Below are 21,884 nucleotides of genomic sequence, written 5' to 3'. Positions count from 1 at the left end.
GGGTGTCTGTGCACGGTCCCTCCTCGTGGGCGAGGTGTGTGTCGGCGGTCGCACCGGCGACTCAAGCAGAGCTTCCGCATGGACTGCAAGGCATGTCTGAAAGTTTCTGCAATCTCTTGCTGAAAGGTGGCCGCAAATGCTTCACTCGCACCTCGAAACGATCAATCGCTCGGTCAACTGGCGGAAAACCCACGTCAGTTCGCTCGACCCTTGGGAGCTCCGGTGGCAGGTCACCAGCGAGAAGCGCTGGCCAGGGAGGCACGGCATCGGGCCCCCGGCCAATCGGAGGAGGCCGCCCTCGCCCGGCGGGTCTTCGCCGAGGGCCGCGGCGCCGTCCTCACCGATCTCGACGGCAACCAGTACCTGGACTTCGCCGCGGGCACGCTCACCCAGTCGCTGGGCCACTCCCACCCCGAGGTGGTGGCGGCCCTCACCCGGCAGGCCGGGCGGCTGTGGAACGTGCACGACAGCTCCACGCCCGAACGGGCCCAGTTCTTCGAGCTGTTGGCCCGCCTGCTGCCCGAACACCTCGACACCTACGCGCTGTTCTCCACCGGCGCCGAGGTGGTCGAGGCCGCGCTGCGGGTCGTGCAGTCCACCGCCCCGCCCGGCCGCAACCGGATCGGCGCGCTGCGCCACGGCTTCCACGGCAAGACCATGGGCGCCCGGATGCTCGTCCACTGGGACGTCGGCCACCAGTCCTTCGCCGGCAACAGCGTCCTGGGCTACGCCCCGTACTGCTACCGCTGCCCCCTGGAGCTGGAGCGCCCCACCTGCGGCATCCGCTGCGCCGACCTCGTCACCCGGCACATCGCCGCCAAGTCGAACGTCTCCGCGCTGGTCTTCGAACCGGTCCTCGGCGCCGCCGGCGTGATCGTCCCGCCGCCCGGCTACTGGGAGCGGATCTCGGCGGCCTGCCGGGAGAACGGCGTGCTGCTCGTCGCCGACGAGGTCGCCACCGGCGGCGGCCGCACCGGCGCCTTCCTCGCCTCCGAACTCGTCGGCGTGGAACCGGACCTGGTCACCCTCTCCAAGGGCATGGCCAACGGCTTCCCCTTCGCCGTGCTGGCCGGCCGGCACGACCTGCTGCACCGCCCCGAGGCCGCCCCGCCCGGCGCGTACGCCTCCACCTACGCCGGCAACCCGCTGGGGATCGCCGCCGCCCGCGCCACCCTGGAGGTCGTCGCACGCGACCGGCTCCTGGACCGGGTGCGGGTCCTCGGCGACCGGCTCGGCGGCCACCTCGCCGCACTCCACGACCGCTTCGAGGTGCTCGGCGACGTCCGGGGCCTCGGCCTGCTGCACGGACTGGAGTTCGTCCGCGACCGGGCGAGCCGCGCCCCCGCCCCCGAGATCGCGCGCGCCGTCTACACCACCGCCCTCGACCTGGGGCTGCGCACCGCGGTCGGCGGGCACGTCATCCGGCTCGCGCCGCCCTTCACCCTGGACGAGCAGCTGCTCGACGAGGGGGTTCGCATCCTCGGCGAGGCCATCGGGCGGGTGACCGCGTGATCGTCGCCGAAGGACTCACCAAGGACTTCCGGATCGCCGAACGGCGGCCCGGGCTGCGCGGCAGCCTCTCCACCCTGCTCAGCCGCGAGCACCGCACCGTGCGCGCCGTCGACGGCATCTCCTTCGCGCTGCGCGCCGGTTCGAAGACCGCGTACATCGGCGCCAACGGCGCCGGCAAGTCCACCACCATCAAGATGCTCACCGGCATCATGACGCCCACCTCGGGCCGCTGCCTGGTGAACGGCGTCGAGCCCTACCGGCGCCGGCGCGAGAACGCCCGCGCGATCGGCGTCGTCTTCGGACAGCGCAGCCAGCTGTGGTGGGACCTGTCGGTGCCCGACTCCTTCCAGATCCTGCGCCGGATCTACGGGATACCCGACGCGGTGTACGAGCGGAACCTCGCGCTCTACCGCGAGCTGCTCGACATCGACGCCCTCGGCACCACGCCCGTACGCCAGCTGAGCCTCGGCCAGCGGATGCGCGCCGAGATCGCCGCGAGCCTGCTGCACGACCCGGCGGTCGTCTTCTGGGACGAACCGACCATCGGCCTCGACATGGTCCTCAAGGAAGCGGTCCGGGAGCTGGTGAACCGGGCCAACGCCGAACGCGGCACCACCGTGCTGCTCACCAGCCACGACCTGTCCGACATCGCCGCCATCTGCGACGACGCGCTCGTCGTCGACGGCGGCCGGGTCGTGCACGAGGGCACCCTCCACGAGCTGCTGCGCCGGGCCGACCGCCGCTCCGTCGTCTTCGACCACCGGGGCGGCCCCGGCCCGCGGGCCGCCGTCGACGGCATCGAGGCCGGGCTGCCCGGCGCCACCGCCGCCGTCACCCCGGAGGGCCGGATCCGGGTCGACTACCCGGCCGACGCCTTCACCTCGCGGCAGGTCCTCGGCTTCCTCCTGGAGCGGTTCGAACTGGCCGACTGCTACGCCCCCGAGCCGGACCTGGAGACGGTGCTCCGGCAGATCTACCGGGGTGGCGTGCCCGCCGCGCGGGACGGCGGCGGCCGATGAGACCGGCCCTCCGTCCCGGCAGCTACCTGCCCTTCGCCACGAGCGGGCTGCAGTCCCTGCTCCAGTACCGCTCGACCTTCCTCGTCACCGGGATCACCGCGGCGGCCGGCGCGGCCGTCACCGTCTTCCTGTGGCGGGCGGTGTACGCGGACTCCCCGGGCCCCGGCCCCGGCGGCTTCACCCCGGCGAGCGTCACCACCTACCTCGTGGTGGCACAGGTGCTGGCGGTGGTGCACGCCAACCGGGTGGACGACGAGGTCGCCGCCGAGGTCTACCGGGGCGACATCGCGGTGACCCTGGTCCGCCCGGTCTCCTACCCGCTGGTCCGGTTCGCCGCCTGCCTGCCGGTGATCGCCGCCAACGCCGTCCTGGTCGGGGCGCCGCTCCTGGTCCTCTTCGCCGCCCTCGTCCCGCTGACCGCGCCGGCCCCGGCGGACGCCCTGCTGTTCCTCCCGTCCGCCGTGCTCTCGGTGCTCATCGCCTTCTGCGTGAACCTGCTGACCGGCATGGCCGGCTTCGTCACCACCAACACCTGGGGCGTGCGGATGGCCAAGCAGGGCGTCGTCGCCTTCTTCGCCGGACAGATGGTGCCGCTGGCCCTGCTCCCCGGGCCGCTGCACGCCCTCGCGATGGCACTGCCCTTCCGGGCCATGGCCGACGGTCCGCTCACCCTGCTCCTCGGCCGGTACGAGGGCGCCGCGGGCGCCGCCGCCGTCCTCGGCCACCAGCTGGCCTGGGCCGCCGGGCTCGTCCTGCTGTGCGCCGTGCTCTGGCGGGCGGCCGTCTCCCGGCTGGAGGTGCTCGGCGGATGAGCCGCACGCTCGGCGACCGGCTGCGGCTGGCGCTCTTCCTCGGCGGGGTCGGGCTGCACCGGCTCGCCGCCTACCGGCTCGACTTCCTGCTCGGTTCCGGGGCGTTCCTGATCCGGGTCGGGCTCCAGACGGTCGCGGTCGGCGTGGTCTTCAGCCACGTCCCGGCCGTCGCCGGCTGGTCCTACCACCAGGTGCTCTTCCTCCTCGGCTGCGCGCTGCTGTCGCGCGGACTCGACCACCTCTTCACCGACCAGCTGTGGGAGCTGAGCCGCAAGCTGATCCAGCGCGGCGAGTTCTACCGCTACCTCATCCGCCCGGTGGACCCGCTCTTCGCCCTCCTGTCGGAGCGCTTCTTCCACCCCGACGGCATCGGCGAACTCGCCGTCGGCCTCTTCCTGGTGCTGTGGAGCGGGTCCGAACTCGGGCTCGACCCCACCGCAGTCCAGTGGGCCCTGGCCCCGCTGCTGGTGCTGGCCGGGGCGCTGATCCACGCCTCCGTGAAGCTGTTCTTCGCCTCGCTGTCCTTCTGGACGGTGACGAGCATGCCGGCGCTCCAGACCGTCACCCAGGTCTCCGATTTCGCGGGCTACCCCCTGGACCTCTACCACGCCTCCCTGCGCGCCCTCCTGACCTGGGTGCTGCCCTTCGCCTTCACGTCGTACGCCCCCGCCGTCTACCTGCTGCACGGCGACACCGGACTCCTCCGGTGGCTGCCGGTGGTGACCGGCCTTTCCCTCCTCGCCGCCCTGGCGCTGTGGCGCCGCGGCCTGGCCCGCTACGAGATGACCGGGAGTTGACGAACCGCGTGACCAGCGCCACCCAGATCCGCGAACTGCTGCGCGCCGCCGCCTGGCTGCCGGAGGACGGCCGCCGGGCCGACCGCCACGAGGTGGCCGACGAGGCCGACCTCGGCGACGGGCTCCGGCTCGTCGTGACCGCCGCCGTCGGCGGACCGGCGCACGGCCGGCGGTTCCTCGTCCCCGTCCGCACGGACGCCGCGGGCCGCGCCTCCGAGGCGCCGGGCACCGAGGAGTTCGACCGGGCGTGCGTCCGGCTGGCCGCTGCGGGCGCCCGGATCCCCACCGCCCGCGGCGGACACGTCGCCTTCCGGGGGTCGGGCCCCGCCCCCCGCACGGTCCGGGTCCGCCCCTTCGACCGCGGATGGTCCTCGAACTCGCTCTCCCTGCTCGACCTCGACGACCGGCCCCACCTGCACAAGACGTACCGGACCCTCGGCCCGGAGGTGCGGGAGCCGGAGCTGCTGCGGCTGATGGACGGCAGCGGCCACACGCCCCGCTGGTTCGGCGACTACTCCTACGTCCCGCCCGGCGGCGGGCCGGCGCTGCCGCTCGGGGTGGTGTACGCGTACGCCCCCGGCTCGGGCATGGACGTCCCGCTCCGCGCGAACCTGCGCGCCCTGTGGCCGCGGCTCGCCGCCGCCGGACCGGGCGCCCCCGACGCGCTGGTGCGCGCGCACCTCGCGCCGCTCGCCGGCACGCTCACCGCCGCCCGGGAGTTCCTCGGCTCCTTCCACGCGGAGCTGCGGGCCCGGCTCGGCGGGGGCGCTCCGCCCGCCGCGTACCCGGTGGAGCGGGCGCTCGACGCCGCCGAGGCCCGGATCGCCTCCCTCGCCGCCCGCGGCCGGGACGAGGCGGTGCTGCCCGCCGCGGCCCTCGACGGCGCCTTCCGGGCGCTCGGCGAGGAGGCCGCGCTGCTGCGGACCGCGTTCGCTGCCTCCCCCGCACCGCACCCCGCCGGGCCCTGCCACGGCGACCTGCACCTGTCGCACCTGCTGACCGATCCGCCGCGGGTCATCGACGTCTCCACCCCCGCCACCGGACCGGGCGAGGCGGGCTGGGAGGAGCAGTCGCCGCTGGAGGACCTGGTGGCGCTGGGCCGCGCCCTGGAGTACTTCTCCGCCGACGAGGCCGCCGACCACGCCGCCCGGCTCCTCGGCCTGGACCCCACCCGGACCATGCTCGCCTCGCTCGACGGCGGCGCCGGGCTGTCCCCGGCCGAACGGGCCCCGCTGCGCCTCGTCTTCGCGACGGCCGACGCGTGGCGGCGGGAGGTCGCCCGGCTGCTGCTCGGCCCCGCGGGGACGGCGGAGCACGGCGGCGGGGAGCTGCGCCGGCTGCTCCACCTGCGCCGCCTGCTGCACGAGCTCGACTACAACTTCGCGCACGCCCGGCCCTATCACGCGGCCATCGACCTGCGCCACGCGCCGGCCCCCGGCCGGCCCGCCCACCGCACCCGCACTCTCACCGCGAGGAACTGACGTGAGTGACGCCTCCGACGGCCCCCTGCACATCATCGAGACGTACTTCGAATGCTGCGGATTCGACCACACCTTCCTCCAGGGCGGCACCTCGGTCTACCTCTGGAACATCTCGCGCGCCTTCGCCCGCAAGGGCCACCGGGTCTCCATCGTGACCCCGGCGCACGGCCGCCTCGACGACCTGCGCCGCCGGCACGCCGTGGAGGACCTGCCCTACGAGGACGTCCACACCCTCCCCCTGGTGCTGGACCCCGAGGTGTGGCGCGGCTTCCCCGCCGAGGTGCCGGTGGAACTGCGCACCACGGCGCACCGGATCCGGCTGGAGGGCGTCGACCTCTACTTCCTGTCCAACGACTACCTGGACCGGCTCCCCGACACCTTCTACCCGCCGTACGCGGCCAAGGGCAGCGACCTCACCTTCTTCAAGCCGCTGGTCTTCCAGGTGGAGAGCGTCCGCTTCCTGCGCGGCTGGTTCGGCGGCGAGCGGGCGGTCGTCCACGCCCACGAGCCGTACTACCACTACCTGCTGCCCGCCGCGCTCGCCGGCGACCCGCTGAAGAGCGTGGTGACGACCGTGCAGAGCAACATGCCGATCACCAAGAAGGTGTACGGCCCCGAGGTCCGCAGGCTGCTCGCCCTGCTCGGCGCCCCGCCGCCGCCCGCGGAGCCACCCGCCCCGCCGGCCGGGGTGCGCGAGGCCCAGCGCCAGTACCAGACCCGGACGCACCTGCACTACGAGTACCCGGAGGACCACCTCACCGTCTACGGCCTGGTCGCGGACCACTCCGACCGGATCGACTTCCTCTGCGAGGGGCAGCGGGACTTCTCCAACGGCTTCCGGGACACGCCCTTCGAGGAGCTGTTCGCCGCGCTGCCGGTCGCGGAGACGGTCCGGCGCAACGCCCACAAGCAGTTCGTCGGCGGCTGCGCCGTCTCCGACGCCTGGCTGGCGGGCGACCCGGACGCGGTGGACCGGGCGGCGGTGCTCTCCGGCCTCGGCCTGGACCCGGCGCTGCCCACCTTCTTCCACAACGCCCGCTACGCCGTGCACCACAAGGGCCAGGTCGAGCTCTTCCGCGCGGTCGACCGGGTGCTCTCCGAGGGACTGGCCGCCAACTTCGTGCTGCGCTGCATCTCCGGCACCGGCATCGACGACCCGTACGTCCACGACGTCGTCGCCCGGCACCGGGGCCGGATCCACCTGGAGTGGGAGCGGGTCGGCGAGGAACGGGTCTTCGCGCTCGCCTCCGCCGCCGACTTCTGCGTCTTCCCGTCCAAGTTCGAGATGGACACCTTCCTCATCGCGCAGGGCGAGGCGATGGCCTGCGGGGCGGTGCCCATCGCCACCGCCCAGTGGGGCATGGCGCACTTCGGGCACGCGGACGAGGGCGACGGGCGGACCGGCTTCGCCGTCAACCGCTCCTTCGCCGAGGACGACGCCCTGCTCGTCGACGCCCTCGCCGACCGGCTGCGGCAGGCCGCCCTCCTGTACCGGGAGCGCCCCGGGGAGTACCGGGAGCTGTCCGCCCGGGCCCGCGCGGTGGCCCGCGCCTTCACCTGGGACCGCGTCGCCGAGCTGCACCTGGAGGTCTTCCGGGAGCTGTGGGACGGGACCCCCGCCGAGCCGGCCGTCGAGGCGGCGCTGCGGCACGGCTGGTTCGGGCTGCTGCCGGACGCCGTGTGGAAGGAGCGGCCGGACGAGGTGCTGGCGGCGGCCGTCGACGCCGGGGACCTCGACGCCGCCGAACGGCTCGGCCCGCTCACCGGCCCCCTGGCGCTGCGGTTCTTCGACGCCGCCTGGGCGCGGGCCGACTTCGCGGCCTGCGAGGAGGTCCTGGCCCGCGCCCCCGGCGCGGTGCCGGCGGAGCGGACCGCGCCGCTGCGCGGGCGCTGCCGGCCGGGCGGCGCGGGCCTGGTCTACCGCCTGGGGCACGCCGAGCGGGTCGAGCTGGTCGTCCCGGGCCCCCGGGACGAGGGGGGCCGCGGGGAAGCACGGGTCACCGAGTGGACCCGGACCGGCCCCGGCGAGTTCACCGGCGCCGGGCCGGCGGGGGACCCCGCCGCCCGGCTCCTCCTGACGCTGTCGAACGGGCGGACCGCCTGGGACGAGGTACGACATGGCTGACCACCCCACCTCCGCGCGCGACTCCGCCGCCGCGGTCCGGGCCGTGCTGCTGGCCGGCGGGCGCGGCGAGCGGATGGGCCGGCTCGGCGCCGGCCGGCTGAAGCCCCTGGTGCCGTACGGCGGCGCCTGCCGGCTCGTCGACTTCAGCCTGGCCAACGCCCGCGACTCCGGCCTGGCCGAGGTGCTGCTGCTCTCGCAGTACGAGGAGCGGCTCCTCATGGACGACCTGCACACGGTCTGGAACGGCGTCGCGCCCGGCTTCCGCGTCCACTTCGGCCCGTACGACGCCGCCTACCGCGCGGCCGGCGCCGGCCTGCCCGGGGAGCTTCCCGAGCGGACCTGGCCGCTGGAGCGCGGCACGGCCGACGCCCTGATCCGCAAGGCCGACCACGTCTTCGGCCCGCGCACCGCGCACGTGCTGGTGCTCCACTCCGACCACGTGTACCGCTTCGACTACCGGCCCCTGATCCGGCGCCACATCGAGCGGCGGGCCGCGCTGACCGTCGCCTACCAGCGGATCGACCCGCGGTACGTCCACCTCTTCGGGATGGTCGGCCTCGACCGCGAGGAGCGGCTGACCTCCTTCGTCGAGAAGCCCGAACACCCCACGTCCGACCTGGTGTTCGCGGCCTTCTGCGTCTTCGACGCGGCCGTGCTGCGGCGCTACCTGGACGCCCTGGACGGCACGGACTGGCAGCACGACATCAGCCGGGACGTCATCCCCGCCATGCTCGCCGGCGGGGAGCGGATCCTCGGCCACCGGGTCGAGGGGCACTGGGAGGACATCGGCACGGTGGAGCGCTACCACCGCGCCCACCTCGCGATGACCCGCCCGGACGCGACGCTCCCGGTGACCGCGCTGCCGCGCACCCTCGCGCCCGGCGTGTCCCGCGGCCTGGTCGACCGGGCGCCCGGCGTGTACCGCTCGATGGTGCCGAGGGGCCTGGCCAACCGGGGCCTGGTCGAGGAGAGCGTGGTCTTCCCCGGGGCCCGGATCGGGGCGGACGCCCGGGTGCGGCGCAGCGTGGTGCTGCCCGGTGCCGTGGTGCCCGACGGAGCCGACATCGACTCCGCCGTCGTCCTGGAGGACGGCTTCGTCCAGCACGTCGAACCGATGCCGTCCGCGGCATGCTGAGGAGCCCCATGCACATCGTCAACTTCGCCTACGAGTGCGGGGGCTTCGACCCCCGGCTGATGCGCGGCGGGCTGTCGCCGCTGGTGTGGAACCTGTCCCGGGAGTACGCGGCGCTGGGCCACCGGGTGTCGGTCGTGACCCCCGCGCACGGGCACCTGGAGCGGCTGCGCGCCGCCCACCCGGTCGAGGAGCTGGACTACCGCGTCGAGCACACGGTGCCGCTGGTCCTCGACCCGAAGACCTGGCCGGGCCGGCCCGCCGAGCAGGCGCTGACGCTGACCACCCGGGCGTACCGGCTGCGCCTGGACGGCGTGGACGTCCATCTCCTCTCCGACGCCCACCTCGACCTGCTGCCGGACCGGCTGTACCCGCCGCCGGACTCCGAGGGCCGGGACCTCTCCTTCTTCAAGCCGCTGGTCTTCCAGGTCGCCGGGCTGCGCTTCCTGCGCGACCGGCTGGGCGCCGGGCACGGGGAGGGGGCCGAGCCGGCGGTCGTGCACGGCTTCGAGCCCTCGTACCACCACCTGGTGCCGCTGGTCCTGAAGGACGACCCGCGCTGGAGGTGCGTCAGCACGGTCGCGGCCAACGCCCCCGTCACCCACAAGGTCTACCGGCCGCAGACCGAGGCGCTGCTGCGGCTCTTCGGCGTCGACCCGCTCCGGATCGGCGCCGGCGGCGGCGAGCCCGTCGCCCTGGACGCCTGGGAGGAGCCGGCCCCGCCGGAGGACTCCCCCACCGGGGCGATGGTCCGGGCGCTCGCCGCGACCCGGCTGCACACCGAGTTCGGGCCCGACCACGTGTCGCTCTTCCCGCAGCTCCTCGCCCACGCCGACCTGGTGGACTTCGTCTCGCCCGGCCAGCGCGACCACCACAGCACCTTCGAGGGCACCCCGATGGAGCGGTACGTGAGCGGCCTGCCGGTCGCCCGGCTGCTGCGGCGGCACGCGGGCAAGCTCTTCGACGGCGGCTGCGGGGTCTCCGAGTCGTGGCTGGCGCGCGACCCGGCGGCGGTCGACCGGGCGGCGGTGCTGCGCGGCATGGGCCTCGACCCGGCGCGCCCCGTCTTCTTCCACTCGGCCCGGTACGCGGTGCACCACAAGGGCCAGCTGGAGCTCTTCCGGGCGATCGAGGAGGTGCTGGCGGAGGGCGTCGAGGCGTCCTTCGTGCTGCGCTGCGCGACGGGCGCGGGCGGCGCGGCAGCGTCGGCGCCCGCCAACGCGTACTTCCAGCGGATCGCGGACGCCCACCCGGACCGGGTGCGGCTGGACTGGACGCTGGCCGGCGAGGACGTCCTGTTCGCCGAGGCGGCGTGCGCGGACTTCACCGTGTGCCCCTCCAAGTTCGAGCTGGACGGCTTCCTGATCGCCCAGGCGGAGGCGATGGCCTGCGGCGCGGTGCCGATCGGGACCGCGCAGCGGACGACCGCCCACTTCGGGCACGCGCTGCCGCACGCCCACCCGGACGCGACCGGCTTCGCGGTGCGCGGCTCCTTCCGCGACGACGACCGGGAGCTGGCGGGGCTGCTGGCCGGCCGGATACGGGAGGCGGAGCGGATGTTCCGCGAGGCCCCGGAGGAGTACGCCCGCCTGTCGCGGAACGCGGTCCGCACCGCCCGCGGCTTCACCTGGGGGGAGAGCGCCCGCCGCCGGCTCGGCGCCTTCCGGGAGCTGCTCGACGGCGTCCCGCGCCGGCTGCCCGCCCGGGACGCCGCGCGGTACGGCTGGTTCGGGCTGCTGGACGACGCGGAGGTCGCCGAGCACCGCGAGACGGTCCTCCGGCACGCCCTGGAGCGGGGCGACGCCGACGCCTACGGCCGGTGCGCGCCGCTCGACGGGGCGGCGTACGAGGCGCTGTTCGCCGCCGCGTACGGGCGGGCGGACTTCGAGCGCTGCGCCGCCCTGGCCCGTGCCGCGGGGCGGGACGACCTCATGGCGCCGGTGCGGCACCGGTGCCGGATCGCGCCGGCCGCGCCGGACGCCCCGCGCGCGGTGGAGTACCGCCATCCGGGGCTGATCGCGGTGGACGCGGTCGTGGACGGCGCGGCCCCGGGCCCGGCGGACGCCGGTGACGCGCCGCTGGAGTCGGCCGAGGAGGCCGCCCGTTCCGACGAGCCGGTGCCCGCGGCCGGGAGCACCCGGCTGGTGGCGCTGCGCCGGGACGCCGACGGCGTCTTCCGCGGCGCGGTTCCGGCCGGCGGGCCGCGCGGCGGCCTGGTGCTGCGGCTCACCCTCGACGACGGGAGGACCGCCTGGGACCACGTGCCGGTGCCGGAGGCGCCGCCGTACCGGGTGGTCGCGACCGACCTCGACGGCACCCTGCTGCGGTCCGACCTGACGGTGTCCGGGCGGACCCGGCGGGCGCTGGAGCTGGTGGCCGCGTCGGGGGCCGTGCACCTGGTGGTGACGGGTCGTCCGGCGGCGGCGTGCCGCCGGCTCCTGGACTCCCTGGGCTACACCGGCCTGGCGGTGTGCGGGCAGGGCGCGCAGCTGTACGACGCGGGCACGGACCGGCTGCTGTCGGCGGAGCGGCTCGACACGGAGCTGGCCCGCTCGGTGGTGGCGCGGGTGGAGGAGCTCCTCGGCCCGCTGGAGCTGGGGGTGGTGACCTCTCCGCCGGAGAGCCGGTTCAAGGTCACGCCCGGCTTCGGCGAGCGGGTGCGGCACGGCTGGGACGTGACCGCCGACCGCTCCCTGCTGTGGGACGCGCCGATCGACAAGCTGGTGCTGCACCACCGCACGGTCGGGGACGACGCGCTCGCGGAGGCCGCCCTGCGGCTCTGCGGCGACGAGGTGACCGTCGTGCACTCGGTGCGGGGGATGGTGGAGGTGCTGCCCCGGGGGATCACCAAGGGCACCGGGGTGGCGCGGGCACTGGAGCTGCTCGGCCGCACCGGCGCGGAGACGGTCTCCTTCGGCGACATGCCCAACGACGTGCCGCTGCTGGCGCTCGCCGGGCACGGGGTGGCCGTCGCCAACGCGCACCCCGCGCTGCGGGCCGTCGCGGACGAGATCGCGCCCGGCCACGAGGAGGACGGCGTGGCGGCGGTCCTGGAGCGCCTCTTCGGCACCCCGGTGGTGCCGTTCGCACCGCCGGGACACGGTCACGGGACGGAGCCGGCGGCCGCCCCCGCCGCCCCGGGGGGTGCCCGGTGAGCGATCCGCTGAAGGCACTCGCCGAGGCGTACGGGGTGGCGGTCTCGTACCGGACCGACCGGGGGCGGGAGGTCGCGGTGGGCCGGGACACCCTGGTGGCGGTCCTCGCGGCGTGCGGGGTGGACGGCTCGACGCCGGCCGCCGCCCGCGCCGCCCTGGCGGCCCACCGCGCCGCCCGGGCCCGGCGGCTCGTGCCGCCGTGCGTCGTCGTCGACGGCCCGCACGGTCCCCTCCCCCGGCTGCCCCGGGGCGCCCGCGCGCGGGTGCGGTGCGCCGACGGGCGGGTGCGGGACCCGGCGGACGGGCCGCTGCCGGCCGGGCGGCACACGCTGACGGTGGAGGCGGACGGCCGGCGCGACACGGCGGTGCTGCTCGTCGCGCCGGAGCGCCCCGGCCCCGCCCCGTACTCCTGGGGCTTCCTCGTCCAGCTCTACTTCCTGCTGTCCCGCCGCTCCTGGGGCATGGGCGACCTCGGCGACCTGACCGGGCTCGTCTCCTGGGCGGGACGGGAACTCGGCGCGGACTTCGTCCAGTTGGGTCCGCTGCACGCGATGGAGCCGGGGCCGCTGCCCGACCCGTCGCCGTACCGGCCGAGCAGCCGGAGGTTCCCCGACCCGATGCACGTGCGGGTCGAGGACGTGCCGGAGGCCGCGGGGCTCACCGACGGTCCGCGGAGCCGGGTCCGGCAGCTCGCAGAGCGGGCCGCGGCGCTCAACGCCGCGGTGCTGGACGGGAGTTCCCTGATCCGCCGCGAGGAGGTGCGGGAGCTGAAGCTGCGCGCGCTGCGCGAGGTGTACGAGGTGCCCCGCGCCCCGGCGCGCGAGGCCGCGTTCGCCGCGTACGCCGAGCGGGAGGGCGGGGACCTCACCGACTTCGCCACCTGGTGCGCGCTGGCCGAGGTGCACGGTCCGGCATGGCGGTCCTGGCCGGCCGGGCTGCGCGATCCCCGCTCGGCCGAGGTCGCCCGCGCCCGGCGGGTGCTGGCCGATGCGGTCGGCTTCCACCGCTGGCTCGCCTGGATCACCGACGAGCAGCTGGCCGGCGCCCAGCGGGCCGCCCGGGAGGCGGGCATGCGGATCGGCCTGGTGCACGACCTCGCGGTCGGGGTGGCCCCGGAGGGGGCGGACGCCTGGGCCCTGCGGCACTGCCTCGCCGAGGGCATGTCGGTGGGCGCCCCGCCGGACGACTTCAACCCGGCCGGGCAGGACTGGGGCCAGCCGCCGTGGCGCCCGGACGCGCTGGCCGCCGAGGGGTACCGCCCGTTCGCCGCGCTGCTGCGGGCCGGTCTGCGGCACGCGGGCGCGCTCCGCGTCGACCACGTGATGGGCCTCTTCCGGCTCTGGTGGGTGCCCGAGGGCCGCCCGCCGGGCGAGGGCACCTACGTGCGCTACGACGGGGCGGCGATGCTGGCCGTGCTCGCGGCGGAGGCGGCCGGGGCCGGGGCGCTGGTGATCGGCGAGGACCTGGGCACGGTCGAGCCGGGCGTCCGCGAGGCGCTCGCCGACCGGGGCGTGATCGGGACGGCCGTCCAGCGCTTCGAGTACGAGGGCGGGTCGGAGGGCCGGCTCGGTCCGCTCGCCCCGGAGAAGTGGCGGGAGCACTGCCTGGCCACCCTCACCACCCACGACCTGCCGAGCACGGCCGCCTGGCTCAGCGGGGAGCACGTCGAACTGCGCGACCGCCTGGGCCTGCTGACCCGCCCGGCGGCGCAGGAGCGGGCGGAGGCGGAGCGCGAACGGGACGGCTGGCTGGCCGAGCTGGAGCGGCTCGGCCTGCTGCCGGACCCGGCGGGCGAGGTCGCCGCGCTCCACACCTATCTGGGCCGGACCCCGGCCCGCATGATCGGGGTCTGGCTGCCGGACCTGACCGGCGACCGGCGGCCGCAGAACCTGCCGGGCACGGCGGGGCTGCACCCCAACTGGTGCCTGCCGGTCGCCGACGGGGAGGGGCGGCCCGTCCCCCTGGAGGAGCTGACCGAGGCTCCGCTCGCCCACCACCTGGCCGAGGCGTTCGCCGGACGGCCGGAAGCACACCGAGACATCGAGGAGAGGCATGCCTAGCCGGGTTCTTGCTGACGAGGAACGCCTGCCGGGCGTCCGGGAGGACGCCGACGGTTTCAGCCTGCTCGCGCCGGACGGCACCGGATACCGGGCGGAGCTGATCTCCGGGGTGCTCTCCCCGGACAACCCCGCCCTGGCGCGCGCGATCGGCGGGCGGCGGGTGGTGGCCTTCACCGGGCCGACCGTCGGCGGCCTGTACGGGGAGGCGCTGGTCCGCTACCTGGAGGCGCACCTCGCGCCGGGCAGCTGGACGCTGCACACGATCGGCACCGGGGAGCGGAACAAGACGCTGGCCACGGCGGAGCGGGTCTGCGCGCTCGCCAAGGCCGACGGCCTGGACCGGCACGGGGTGATGCTCGCCCTGGGCGGCGGGATCGTCGCGGACGTGGTCGGCTTCGCCGCGTCGATGTACGCGCGGGGGGTCCGGCACGTCCGGGTCAACACCACGCTGGTCGGCCAGGTCGACGTGGGCGTGGGGGTGAAGACGGGGGTCAACGCCCTGCACACGAAGAACATGTTCGGCGCCTACCATCCGGCGCACGCCTCGCTGAGCGACCCCGCCTTCCTCGCCACCCTCCCCGTGCGGGAGGTCCGCTGCGGCCTGGCGGAGATCGTGAAGATGGCGGTGATCCTGGACGAGGAGCTGTTCACCACCCTGGAGCGGTACCCCGACGCGTTCCGGGCGTCCGGGACGCCGACGCCGCCCGAGGTGGAGACGTACGTCCTGCGGACCTCCATGCGCCTGATGATGGAGGAGCTCTGCCCGAACCTGCGGGAGAAGAACCTGGCCCGTCTGGTCGACTTCGGGCACACCTTCAGCCCCGTCGTCGAGACCGCCGGCGGCCACCGGCTGGAGCACGGCGAGGCGGTCGCCGTGGACATGGCCCTCTCGTCCTGCCTGGCCCTGCGGACCGGACTGGTCGACGAGGCGTCGTGCGACCGGATCATCGGGCTGCTCGCCCGGATCGGGCTGCCCGTGTTCGACCCGGAGACCTGCACGCCGGAGCTGATGACCCGGGCGCTGGAGGAGTCGTGGGAGCGGCGGGGCCGCCGGCTGCACCTGGTGGTGCCGACGGCGGTGGGCAAGGCGGTCTTCGTCGACGAGCTCGCCGACGTGCCGCCCGAGGTGCTCCGGGACGCCCTCGGCGACCTCGCCCGGCGGGCCGCCGGGTTCGCGGCCGAGGGGGCGGGGGCGTGAGCGGCGCGGCACGGCCGGTGGTGAACCTCAGGGAGCTGTTCGCCGCCAAGGAGCACGACCACGGCGGGCGCGGGACGATCCTCGCCCACCGGATCCTCGCCCGGGGCGCCGGGAGCCCGGGGGCGTCCTTCATCGACCTGGCGGTGCTGCCGCCGGGCACCTCGATCGGCCGCCACCGCCACGGCCGCGACCGGGAGACGTACGTGGTACTGAGCGGCAGCGGCGTGATGGTCAGGGACGGCGTCGAGTTCCGGGTGGCGGCCGGGGACGTGGTGGTCAACGAGCCGTACGGCGAGCACGGACTGAGCAACGACTCCGCGTCCGACCTGGCCCTGCTCGTCTTCGAGGAGGAGGTGCCCGATGACGTTCCCGGGAGTTGACGCGGCCGCGCCGGCCGGACGGCGGATCACCGTCATGGACGTCGGCGGGACGACGCTGCGGGTGGGGACCTTCGACGCCGCCGCGGGCGGTCTGCTGCCGGGGGTGCGCCGGAGGCCCGTCGACGGCATGGCCCGCTTCCCCGGGGCGCCGGTCCCGGTGCTCCAGGAACGGGTCGTCGAGCAGATCGCGCGGGAGGCGGAGCGGGAGGCCGTCGCCTCCGGTTCCGACGGCCTGTGCGTCGCCTTCGCCGGCCCGGTCGGCCGTGACGGCACGGTGCGGGGCGCGCCGACGGTGTGGGGCGGGGGCGGCGGCCCGCTGCCCCTCCGGGAGCTCCTGGAGGTCCGGCTGCCGGTGCCCGTGCTGGTCGTCAACGACCTGACGGCGGCGGCCTGGCGGTACGGGGCGGGCTCCTCCGAGCCGTTCTGCCTGCTCACGATCAGCTCGGGCATCGGGAACAAGGTGTTCCGGGGCGGCGAGGTGCTCCTCGACGACGAGGGGCACGGCGGGGAGCTGGGCCACTGGACCTACGACCGCTCGCCGGGCGCAGCGCCGTGCGACTGCGGCGGCCGGGGCCACCTCGGGGCCCTCTCCTCCGGGCGGGGGGTGCTCGCCGCCGTGCGGCGGGCCGCCGCGGCGGATCCGGAGGGGTACGCGCGCTCGGCGCTGGCCCGGACGGCGACCGGTCCCGCGGAGGTGGACAACCCGTCGGTCGCGTCGGCCGTGCGGGCCGGGGACCCCTTCGCCACGGAGGTGCTGCGGGGCACGCTGGTGCCGCTGGCGGCGGCGATCGGCGGGGTGTTCGCCTCGATCGGGATCCGCCGGTTCGTGCTGATGGGCGGTTTCGCCCTGGCGGTCGGCGAGCGGTACCGCGCGCTGCTGACGGCGGAGCTGGTCCGGCAGGGCTGCTTCGGCCTGACGGACGGGCAGATCGCGTCGATGGTGGTGCTGGGGGCGGACGACGACGACCACGGGCTGATCGGCGCGGGCCTCCTGATGGGCCGCCGGCCGGGCGCGGGGCCGGACGGCGCGGGGACGGCGGGGACGCCGAGGACGGTGGAGAGGGCGGTGGCGCGGTGAGCGCGGACCCGGCGGGTCACGGGCCCGTCCTCGTGGTCGGCAGCGGCTTCGTCGGCGCGGAGATCGCCCGGCGGCTCGTCGCGGAGGGCCGGACGGTGACGCTGGCCTCGCGCGGCCGTCCCGCCCGGCCGCCCGAGGCGTACGGGGCGCGCTGGACGCCGCTGGACGCCACCGACCCGGCCGCCTGCGCCGGGGTGGTGGCGCGGGTCGGGCCCCGTGCGGTGGTCCTGGTGCACGGGCCGTCGGACGTCACCTGGTGCGAGGCGCACCCGGAGGAGGCGGCCGCCGCGCACACGGCGGCGACGGCGTCCTTCGCCGCGCTGCCGGGCCTGGACCGGCTGGTGATGATCTCGACGGACAACGTCTTCGACGGCGCCTCGGCGCGGAACGTGGAGGCGACGCCCACGGCCCCGGCGAACGCGTACGGGACGGCGAAGCGGCGGGCCGAGGAACTGCTGCTCGCCCGGGCGGCGTCCCCGGCGACGGTGCTGCGGGTCAGCCTCGTCTACGGGCACGAGCCGGCCGACGCCGGGAAGTGGCTGAACTTCTTCGCGTCCTGCGCCCACCGGCTGCTCCGGGGGGAGCCGGTGGAGGCGCCGGCCGACCAGTGGACGACGCCCGTCCTGGTCGAGGACGTGGCGGCGGTGACCTCGCTGCTGCTCCGCCCCGGTGGCGCGGTGCCCGCGCTGCTGCACCTCGGCGGCCCGGAGCGGGTCTCCCGGGCCGACTGGGCGCGCGGGATCGCGCGGGCGCTGGGGGCTCCGGAGGAGCTGGTGCGTCCGGTGCCCCGGGCCTCGGGCCGCTACGCCTCCCGGCCGGAGAACACCTGCCTGGCCAGTACGGCGCTGGCGTCGGTGCCGGGGATGGAGGCCGTGGCGCTCCGGGGCGTCGGTGCCGCCGCAGCGGTGCTGGCCCCCGCGTTCCGCGGGGCCTGAGGCAGGACCGGCGGCGCCCCGGTCAGCGGAGGGCCTCGCCGACGGCCCGGTGCACGGCCCGGGCCAGGCGGGCGCCCCAGAGCGAGCGGGGTCCGGCGAAGGGCTCGGCGGCCCCGCCGGGCAGGGGGGTCCTGGCGAGGACGCAGACCGCGTCCGTCGGGGTCCCGGAGCAGTCGTGGCCGGCGTCGAGCAGGGCCTGCACCTTGGCCTCGGTGGCGGTGGCCACGGCGTTGACGAGCGCGGCGTCGGTGAGCGGCGCGGGCACGGTGACGACCATGTTGATCGTCCCGGGCGGCTGGGGCGCGGGCACGGCCGGTCCCGGTGCCGCCGCCCAGCCCCGCACGTCGATGCCGGCGGTGGCCACCGCGTCGACGCCGCCGTCGGAGGCGGCCCCGCGCCGGGCGACGTCGGCGGCGGTCATCAGCCCCACCCCGGGGCCGTGGAGGCCGGCCCGGCGGGCGAGGCCGGCGAGGTGCGCCTCGGGGTCGGTGCGGGTGTAGCCGTGGGCGACCTGGACGTTCATCACCCAGGACCGCTCCCCGATCCCGCCGCCGAGCACCGCGCTGCTGACGGCCCGCCAGCCGGGCCCGTGCCGCCACAGCAGGGCGCCGAGCGCCTGCCCGTCCTCGTCCCGCTCCAGGAGCTCCGGAAGGGCCGGAGGGACCGGCAGGGTCGGTTCCACCACGACGGTCACCGCAACGCGCTCCTCGCTCACCTGTACGTCCCGGTGATCCTACGGGCCGGCCGGCGGCGGCTGCGGACCAGGAGGCGCGGCAGGGGGCGCGGGAAGCGGGGGGTGCTCCGCCCGCGCGTCCGGATCCGGCACGAGCGTGGCGCCGAGGACCAGTCCCACCGCGATCGCGGTGACGACCAGGACGAGTTCCAGCAGGTCCGAGAAGCCGTCCACGACGTGCCCGCCGGCCAGCGTGGTCAGCCCGCGCATCCCCAGCGAACCGACCGTCAGCGTGAAGAAGCCGGGCAGGACGAGCAGCAGCCGGGGCGGCCGGTCCGGCCCCCGGGACAGCAGCGTCGCCGCCGCGGCCAGCACCGCCGCCGCCACGAAGGTGCCGCCGGTCTCCCCGATCAGCTTGGTCGCCGCCGACTGCACCGCCACCGTCAGGTAGACCAGGGCCAGCAGGTGGGGGAAGAAGCGGCGCGGAATCGCGAACGCCAGCACGGTCCCCGCCGTGAAGACCGTCCACGAGGCGAAGAGCACCCAGCGCGGCAGGTCGGTCCCGGCGGCCGTGTCGAAGAGCGCCGCGGTGGGGGTCCCGGTGACGTACACCCCCAGCAGGACGCCCACGCAGAGCTGGACCAGCAGGAAGACCGCGTACACCAGCCGGATCGCACCCGTCGTGATCAGCCCCGCGCCGAGTTCGGCGGCGGCCGCGCTGAGGTAGTCGCCGGGCACGAAGAAGAACAGCGCGGGCAGCATCAGCAGCACCGGCCCGCCGTGCGCCGGGTCGCCGGCGAACACCTGGAGCGTCACGACCGACACCGCCAGCGAGGCGACCAGCGGCAGCACCCTGGCCAGCCGCGGGACCCGGTCGGAGGCCACCGCGAGGACCGCGGCGAGCGTCGCCAGGACGGCGGTGGTGCCGAGCTCGTACCAGGTGGGCTGCATCAGCGGGGCGAAGCCCAGCGAGAAGAGCACGATCCCCAGCAGCTTCAGCCACCAGGGGTACGGGGCCGGCGCCGCCTCGATCCGGTCCAGCCGGGCGCTCGCCTCCGCCGCCCCCGTCCGCCCGGCGCGCACGTCCGCCACGAGCGGCTTGAGCGCCGCGATCCGGTCCAGCCGGGCGACCTCGGGCACCGCGTGCACGATGACGGTCCGGGTCCGTCCGTCCGGGGCGGCGACGGTCAGCGTGGCGGTGTCCATGACGAGCAGCACCGACACCTCGGCGCCCAGCGCCCGCCCGGCCGCCACGACCTCGCGCGCGATCAACTCGGCCCCCTCGCCGGAGGTGCGCAGCAGCAGTCCGGTGAGCCGGGTCAGGAAGGAGGTGGTCCGGTCGAGCCCCGCGCCGTCCGCGCCGCCGCCCCCGGCCCGGCGATCCGCGCCGTCCGCCGGCTCCTCCGGGTCCCCCACGGGTCGCGCCACGGCCGCCTCCTCGGATACAGGGTGACGAAGGCTCAGCATCCCCCACCCGGCCGCGCCCGGCATCCGGCACCGGACGCCGGCGGTTCCCCCGCTCCCTCCGTCACCCGGACGGCCCTCCCGGCCTGCGCTCCCGCCCGCGCTCCCGCAGCCTGGGGCGGATCACGCCGATTCCCCCGGGAGGGTTCATGGCATCGATGGACGTGCCGGCCGATCTGCCGAAACCCCGCACCGAGGCCAGGCCGGTCGCCCCGCCCACGATCACGTGGGTGACGCTGGCCCTGATGACCACCGCCTCGGTGGCCAGCCTGCGCGCCGCGCCGACGATGGCCGTGTACGGACTCGCCTGCGTCTTCCTCTACCTGGTGCCGGCCCTGGTCTTCCTGCTGCCGACGGCCCTGGTCTCCGCCGAGCTGGCCTCCGGCTGGTCGGGCGGCGTCTACCGGTGGGTGGCGGAGGGACTCTCGAAGCCCCTCGGCTTCCTCGCCGTCTGGTGCCAGTTCGCGATGACGATCTTCTACTATCCGAGCCTGCTGGCCTTCGTGGCCTCGACGATCGCCTTCGTGATCGACCCCTCACTCGCCTCGAACGGCGTCTACACGGCGATCGTGATCATGGTCCTGTACTGGACCGGCGTCTGGGTCTCGTCGCGCGGCACCAAGGCCCTCGCCGGACTGTCCAGCTGGGGCCTGATCATCGGCACGCTGGTGCCCGGCACCATCCTCGTCGTCCTCGGCATGGTCTTCCTCGGCCAGGGCAACCCCTCGGCGGCGCCGATGGACGGCAGCCACCTGCTGCCCCAGTGGACCGGCCTGGCGAGCCTCGTGCTGATCGTCAACAACTTCCTGTCGTACTCGGGCATGGAGATGAACGCGGTGCACGTCTCCTCGCTGAAGAACCCGGCGAAGGAGTACCCGAAGTCGATGTTCCTGGCGATGGGCCTGGTGCTGCTGATCTTCATCCTCCCGGCGCTGGCGATCAGCTGGGTCGTACCGGCGGACCAGCTCAGCCTCACCGCCGGCGTGATGCAGGCCTTTGACGCCTTCTTCTCGTACTTCGGCGTCGGCTGGATGACCCCGATCGCGGCGATCATGCTGATCTCCGCCTCCCTCGGCGGCATGCTCACCTGGCTGGCCGGCCCGTCCAAGGGCCTCCTGGAGATCTCCCGCAGCGAGGGCTACCTGCCGCCGTTCCTGCAGAAGCTCAACAGGTTCGGCATCCAGCAGAACATCCTCGTCACCCAGGGCGTCGTGACCTCGGTCATCGCCCTCGGCTACGCGCTGATCCCGAACGTCTCCAGCGTGTACTGGATCTTCTCGACCATCACCACGCAGGTCTACCTCATCGTCTACCTGCTGATGTTCGTCGCGGCGATGCGGCTGCGGAAGCTCAAGCCGGACCACCCGCGCGGCTACCGGGCGCCCGCCCTGGGCCTGATCTGCTCGGTCGGCCTGCTCGCCTCGCTCGCCGCCCTGTTCATCGGCTTCGTGCCGCCCTCGCAGTTCGGCAGCGGCAGCGTCTGGTCGTACGTCCTCATCGTCGGCGGCGGCCTGGTGGTCCTCGGACTGCTCATCCCCTGGGCCTTCCTGAAACTGCGCAAGCCCGGCTGGCGCACGGCCGCGGCCGACGCCCCGCACGAGGGAGACGCCGCATGAGCCCGACCCGCTTCGCCTCCGAGCACAAGTGGATCTACTGGGGCGCGATCGTGATCCTGGTCGGCCTGCTGATCACCGGTCTCGTCCGCTACGGCAGCTTCAAGCGGACCGAAGAGACCTCCCGCAAGGCCGAGCAGCTGAGCGAGGAGCTGGTGAAGGCGGGCTACCCCGCCCCCGACCAGGAGACCGCCGAGCGACTGCTCGGCACCGACGGCGGCCAGGTCTGCGAGAACCCGGGCAACGCCCTCAAGAAGGCGCTGTACCGGCTCCAGCAGCTCTCCAACGGCGCCACCGGCCCCGGCAGCCGCCCGGTCATCGCCGACTCCAAGGCCGTCGACGCCGAGCGGATCGTGCTCCAGGTCTACTGCCCCGACCAGGTCGCCGCCTTCGACGAGGCGGTCGAGGACCTCAAGACCGACGACACCGTCAGGCGCTGACGGGGCGCGG

17 protein-coding genes are annotated in these 21,884 nt (G+C 75.4%); 15 read left to right on the top strand and 2 right to left on the bottom strand.

Features of this window, described 5'->3' with window-relative positions; all coding sequences use genetic code 11:
- The first annotated feature begins 222 nt into the window (after positions 1 to 222).
- Genes ACFW6A_RS23670 through ACFW6A_RS23610 form a run of 13 tightly spaced genes read left to right on the top strand, consistent with a single transcriptional unit; the run spans position 223 to position 17,684 of the window.
- Positions 223 to 1,512: an aspartate aminotransferase family protein gene (locus ACFW6A_RS23670; RefSeq protein ID WP_386642569.1), complete on the top strand. Its 1,290-nt coding sequence runs from the start codon at positions 223 to 225 to the stop codon at positions 1,510 to 1,512.
- Positions 1,509 to 2,531 (top strand): ATP-binding cassette domain-containing protein, encoded by a 1,023-nt coding sequence (locus tag ACFW6A_RS23665; protein WP_351852583.1) that lies wholly within the window; start codon positions 1,509 to 1,511, stop codon positions 2,529 to 2,531. Before ACFW6A_RS23670 ends, ACFW6A_RS23665 begins: the two co-directional genes overlap by 4 nt.
- Positions 2,528 to 3,343, top strand: coding sequence for an ABC-2 family transporter protein (locus tag ACFW6A_RS23660; RefSeq protein WP_351852580.1), 816 nt, complete (start codon positions 2,528 to 2,530; stop codon positions 3,341 to 3,343). The genes ACFW6A_RS23665 and ACFW6A_RS23660 overlap by 4 nt, the downstream gene beginning before the upstream one ends.
- Complete coding sequence (locus ACFW6A_RS23655) at positions 3,340 to 4,140, top strand: ABC-2 family transporter protein (protein WP_351852577.1); 801 nt, start codon at positions 3,340 to 3,342, stop codon at positions 4,138 to 4,140. The genes ACFW6A_RS23660 and ACFW6A_RS23655 overlap by 4 nt, the downstream gene beginning before the upstream one ends.
- An 8-nt stretch (positions 4,141 to 4,148) precedes the next feature.
- Entirely contained in the window at positions 4,149 to 5,621 is a 1,473-nt protein-coding gene (locus ACFW6A_RS23650) for a hypothetical protein (protein ID WP_386479240.1), read from the top strand.
- 1 nt (position 5,622) lies between these two features.
- On the top strand, positions 5,623 to 7,746 hold the full coding sequence (locus tag ACFW6A_RS23645; RefSeq protein WP_386642564.1) for a glycosyltransferase: 2,124 nt from the start codon (positions 5,623 to 5,625) through the stop codon (positions 7,744 to 7,746).
- Positions 7,739 to 8,881 (top strand): sugar phosphate nucleotidyltransferase, encoded by a 1,143-nt coding sequence (locus tag ACFW6A_RS23640; RefSeq protein WP_386642561.1) that lies wholly within the window; start codon positions 7,739 to 7,741, stop codon positions 8,879 to 8,881. The genes ACFW6A_RS23645 and ACFW6A_RS23640 overlap by 8 nt, the downstream gene beginning before the upstream one ends.
- 8 nt (positions 8,882 to 8,889) lie before the next feature.
- Positions 8,890 to 12,033 carry an HAD-IIB family hydrolase gene (locus ACFW6A_RS23635; protein WP_386642558.1) on the top strand — a complete coding sequence of 1,048 codons (3,144 nt, stop codon included), beginning with the start codon at positions 8,890 to 8,892 and terminating at the stop codon, positions 12,031 to 12,033.
- Positions 12,030 to 14,093, top strand: coding sequence for a 4-alpha-glucanotransferase (gene malQ, locus ACFW6A_RS23630; protein ID WP_386642555.1), 2,064 nt, complete (start codon positions 12,030 to 12,032; stop codon positions 14,091 to 14,093). Before ACFW6A_RS23635 ends, malQ begins: the two co-directional genes overlap by 4 nt.
- Positions 14,086 to 15,291 carry a sedoheptulose 7-phosphate cyclase gene (locus ACFW6A_RS23625; RefSeq protein ID WP_386479255.1) on the top strand — a complete coding sequence of 402 codons (1,206 nt, stop codon included), beginning with the start codon at positions 14,086 to 14,088 and terminating at the stop codon, positions 15,289 to 15,291. The genes malQ and ACFW6A_RS23625 overlap by 8 nt, the downstream gene beginning before the upstream one ends.
- The gene (locus ACFW6A_RS23620; protein WP_351852557.1) at positions 15,288 to 15,671 is read left to right on the top strand and encodes a cupin domain-containing protein; all 384 of its coding nucleotides are present in this window, start codon (positions 15,288 to 15,290) and stop codon (positions 15,669 to 15,671) included. The genes ACFW6A_RS23625 and ACFW6A_RS23620 overlap by 4 nt, the downstream gene beginning before the upstream one ends.
- A complete protein-coding gene (locus ACFW6A_RS23615; RefSeq protein WP_386642551.1) occupies positions 15,652 to 16,749 on the top strand; it encodes an ROK family protein in 1,098 nt (365 codons plus the stop codon). The genes ACFW6A_RS23620 and ACFW6A_RS23615 overlap by 20 nt, the downstream gene beginning before the upstream one ends.
- Positions 16,746 to 17,684, top strand: a complete 939-nt coding sequence (locus tag ACFW6A_RS23610) for a sugar nucleotide-binding protein (RefSeq protein WP_351852552.1) — start codon at positions 16,746 to 16,748, stop codon at positions 17,682 to 17,684. Before ACFW6A_RS23615 ends, ACFW6A_RS23610 begins: the two co-directional genes overlap by 4 nt.
- Positions 17,685 to 17,706: 22 nt before the next feature.
- Here the strand turns inward: ACFW6A_RS23610 and ACFW6A_RS23605 are convergent, their stop codons facing one another.
- Both ACFW6A_RS23605 and ACFW6A_RS23600 read right to left on the bottom strand, forming a co-directional pair.
- Positions 17,707 to 18,378 carry an adenosylcobinamide amidohydrolase gene (locus ACFW6A_RS23605; RefSeq protein ID WP_386642548.1) on the bottom strand — a complete coding sequence of 224 codons (672 nt, stop codon included), beginning with the start codon at positions 18,376 to 18,378 and terminating at the stop codon, positions 17,707 to 17,709.
- A 39-nt stretch (positions 18,379 to 18,417) separates the two neighbouring features.
- Positions 18,418 to 19,785, bottom strand: coding sequence for a threonine/serine exporter family protein (locus tag ACFW6A_RS23600; RefSeq protein ID WP_386642545.1), 1,368 nt, complete (start codon positions 19,783 to 19,785; stop codon positions 18,418 to 18,420).
- Positions 19,786 to 19,970: 185 nt separating this feature from the next.
- On the opposite strand from ACFW6A_RS23600, the gene ACFW6A_RS23595 reads away from it, so the two are divergent.
- Together ACFW6A_RS23595 and ACFW6A_RS23590 are read left to right on the top strand one after the other, a co-directional pair.
- Positions 19,971 to 21,437, top strand: coding sequence for an APC family permease (locus ACFW6A_RS23595; protein ID WP_351852543.1), 1,467 nt, complete (start codon positions 19,971 to 19,973; stop codon positions 21,435 to 21,437).
- Positions 21,434 to 21,874: a hypothetical protein gene (locus ACFW6A_RS23590; RefSeq protein WP_351852540.1), complete on the top strand. Its 441-nt coding sequence runs from the start codon at positions 21,434 to 21,436 to the stop codon at positions 21,872 to 21,874. Before ACFW6A_RS23595 ends, ACFW6A_RS23590 begins: the two co-directional genes overlap by 4 nt.
- Positions 21,875 to 21,884: the final 10 nt, after the last annotated feature.

The organism is Streptomyces sp. NPDC058758 (assembly GCF_042746075.1).
Taxonomy (GTDB): domain Bacteria; phylum Actinomycetota; class Actinomycetes; order Streptomycetales; family Streptomycetaceae; genus Streptomyces.
This window is presented reverse-complemented; position numbering and strand designations above follow the sequence as displayed.

What these genes read in the sequence shown, in the direction of transcription:
- ACFW6A_RS23635 (WP_386642558.1), top strand. Translation starts at nt 8,890, where the DNA reads ATGCACATCGTCAACTTCGCCTACGAGTGCGGGGGCTTCGACCCCCGG.
- ACFW6A_RS23640 (WP_386642561.1), top strand. Translation starts at nt 7,739, where the DNA reads ATGGCTGACCACCCCACCTCCGCGCGCGACTCCGCCGCCGCGGTCCGG.
- ACFW6A_RS23590 (WP_351852540.1), top strand. Translation starts at nt 21,434, where the DNA reads ATGAGCCCGACCCGCTTCGCCTCCGAGCACAAGTGGATCTACTGGGGC.
- ACFW6A_RS23615 (WP_386642551.1), top strand. Translation starts at nt 15,652, where the DNA reads ATGACGTTCCCGGGAGTTGACGCGGCCGCGCCGGCCGGACGGCGGATC.
- ACFW6A_RS23660 (WP_351852580.1), top strand. Translation starts at nt 2,528, where the DNA reads ATGAGACCGGCCCTCCGTCCCGGCAGCTACCTGCCCTTCGCCACGAGC.
- ACFW6A_RS23655 (WP_351852577.1), top strand. Translation starts at nt 3,340, where the DNA reads ATGAGCCGCACGCTCGGCGACCGGCTGCGGCTGGCGCTCTTCCTCGGC.
- ACFW6A_RS23595 (WP_351852543.1), top strand. Translation starts at nt 19,971, where the DNA reads ATGGCATCGATGGACGTGCCGGCCGATCTGCCGAAACCCCGCACCGAG.
- ACFW6A_RS23625 (WP_386479255.1), top strand. Translation starts at nt 14,086, where the DNA reads ATGCCTAGCCGGGTTCTTGCTGACGAGGAACGCCTGCCGGGCGTCCGG.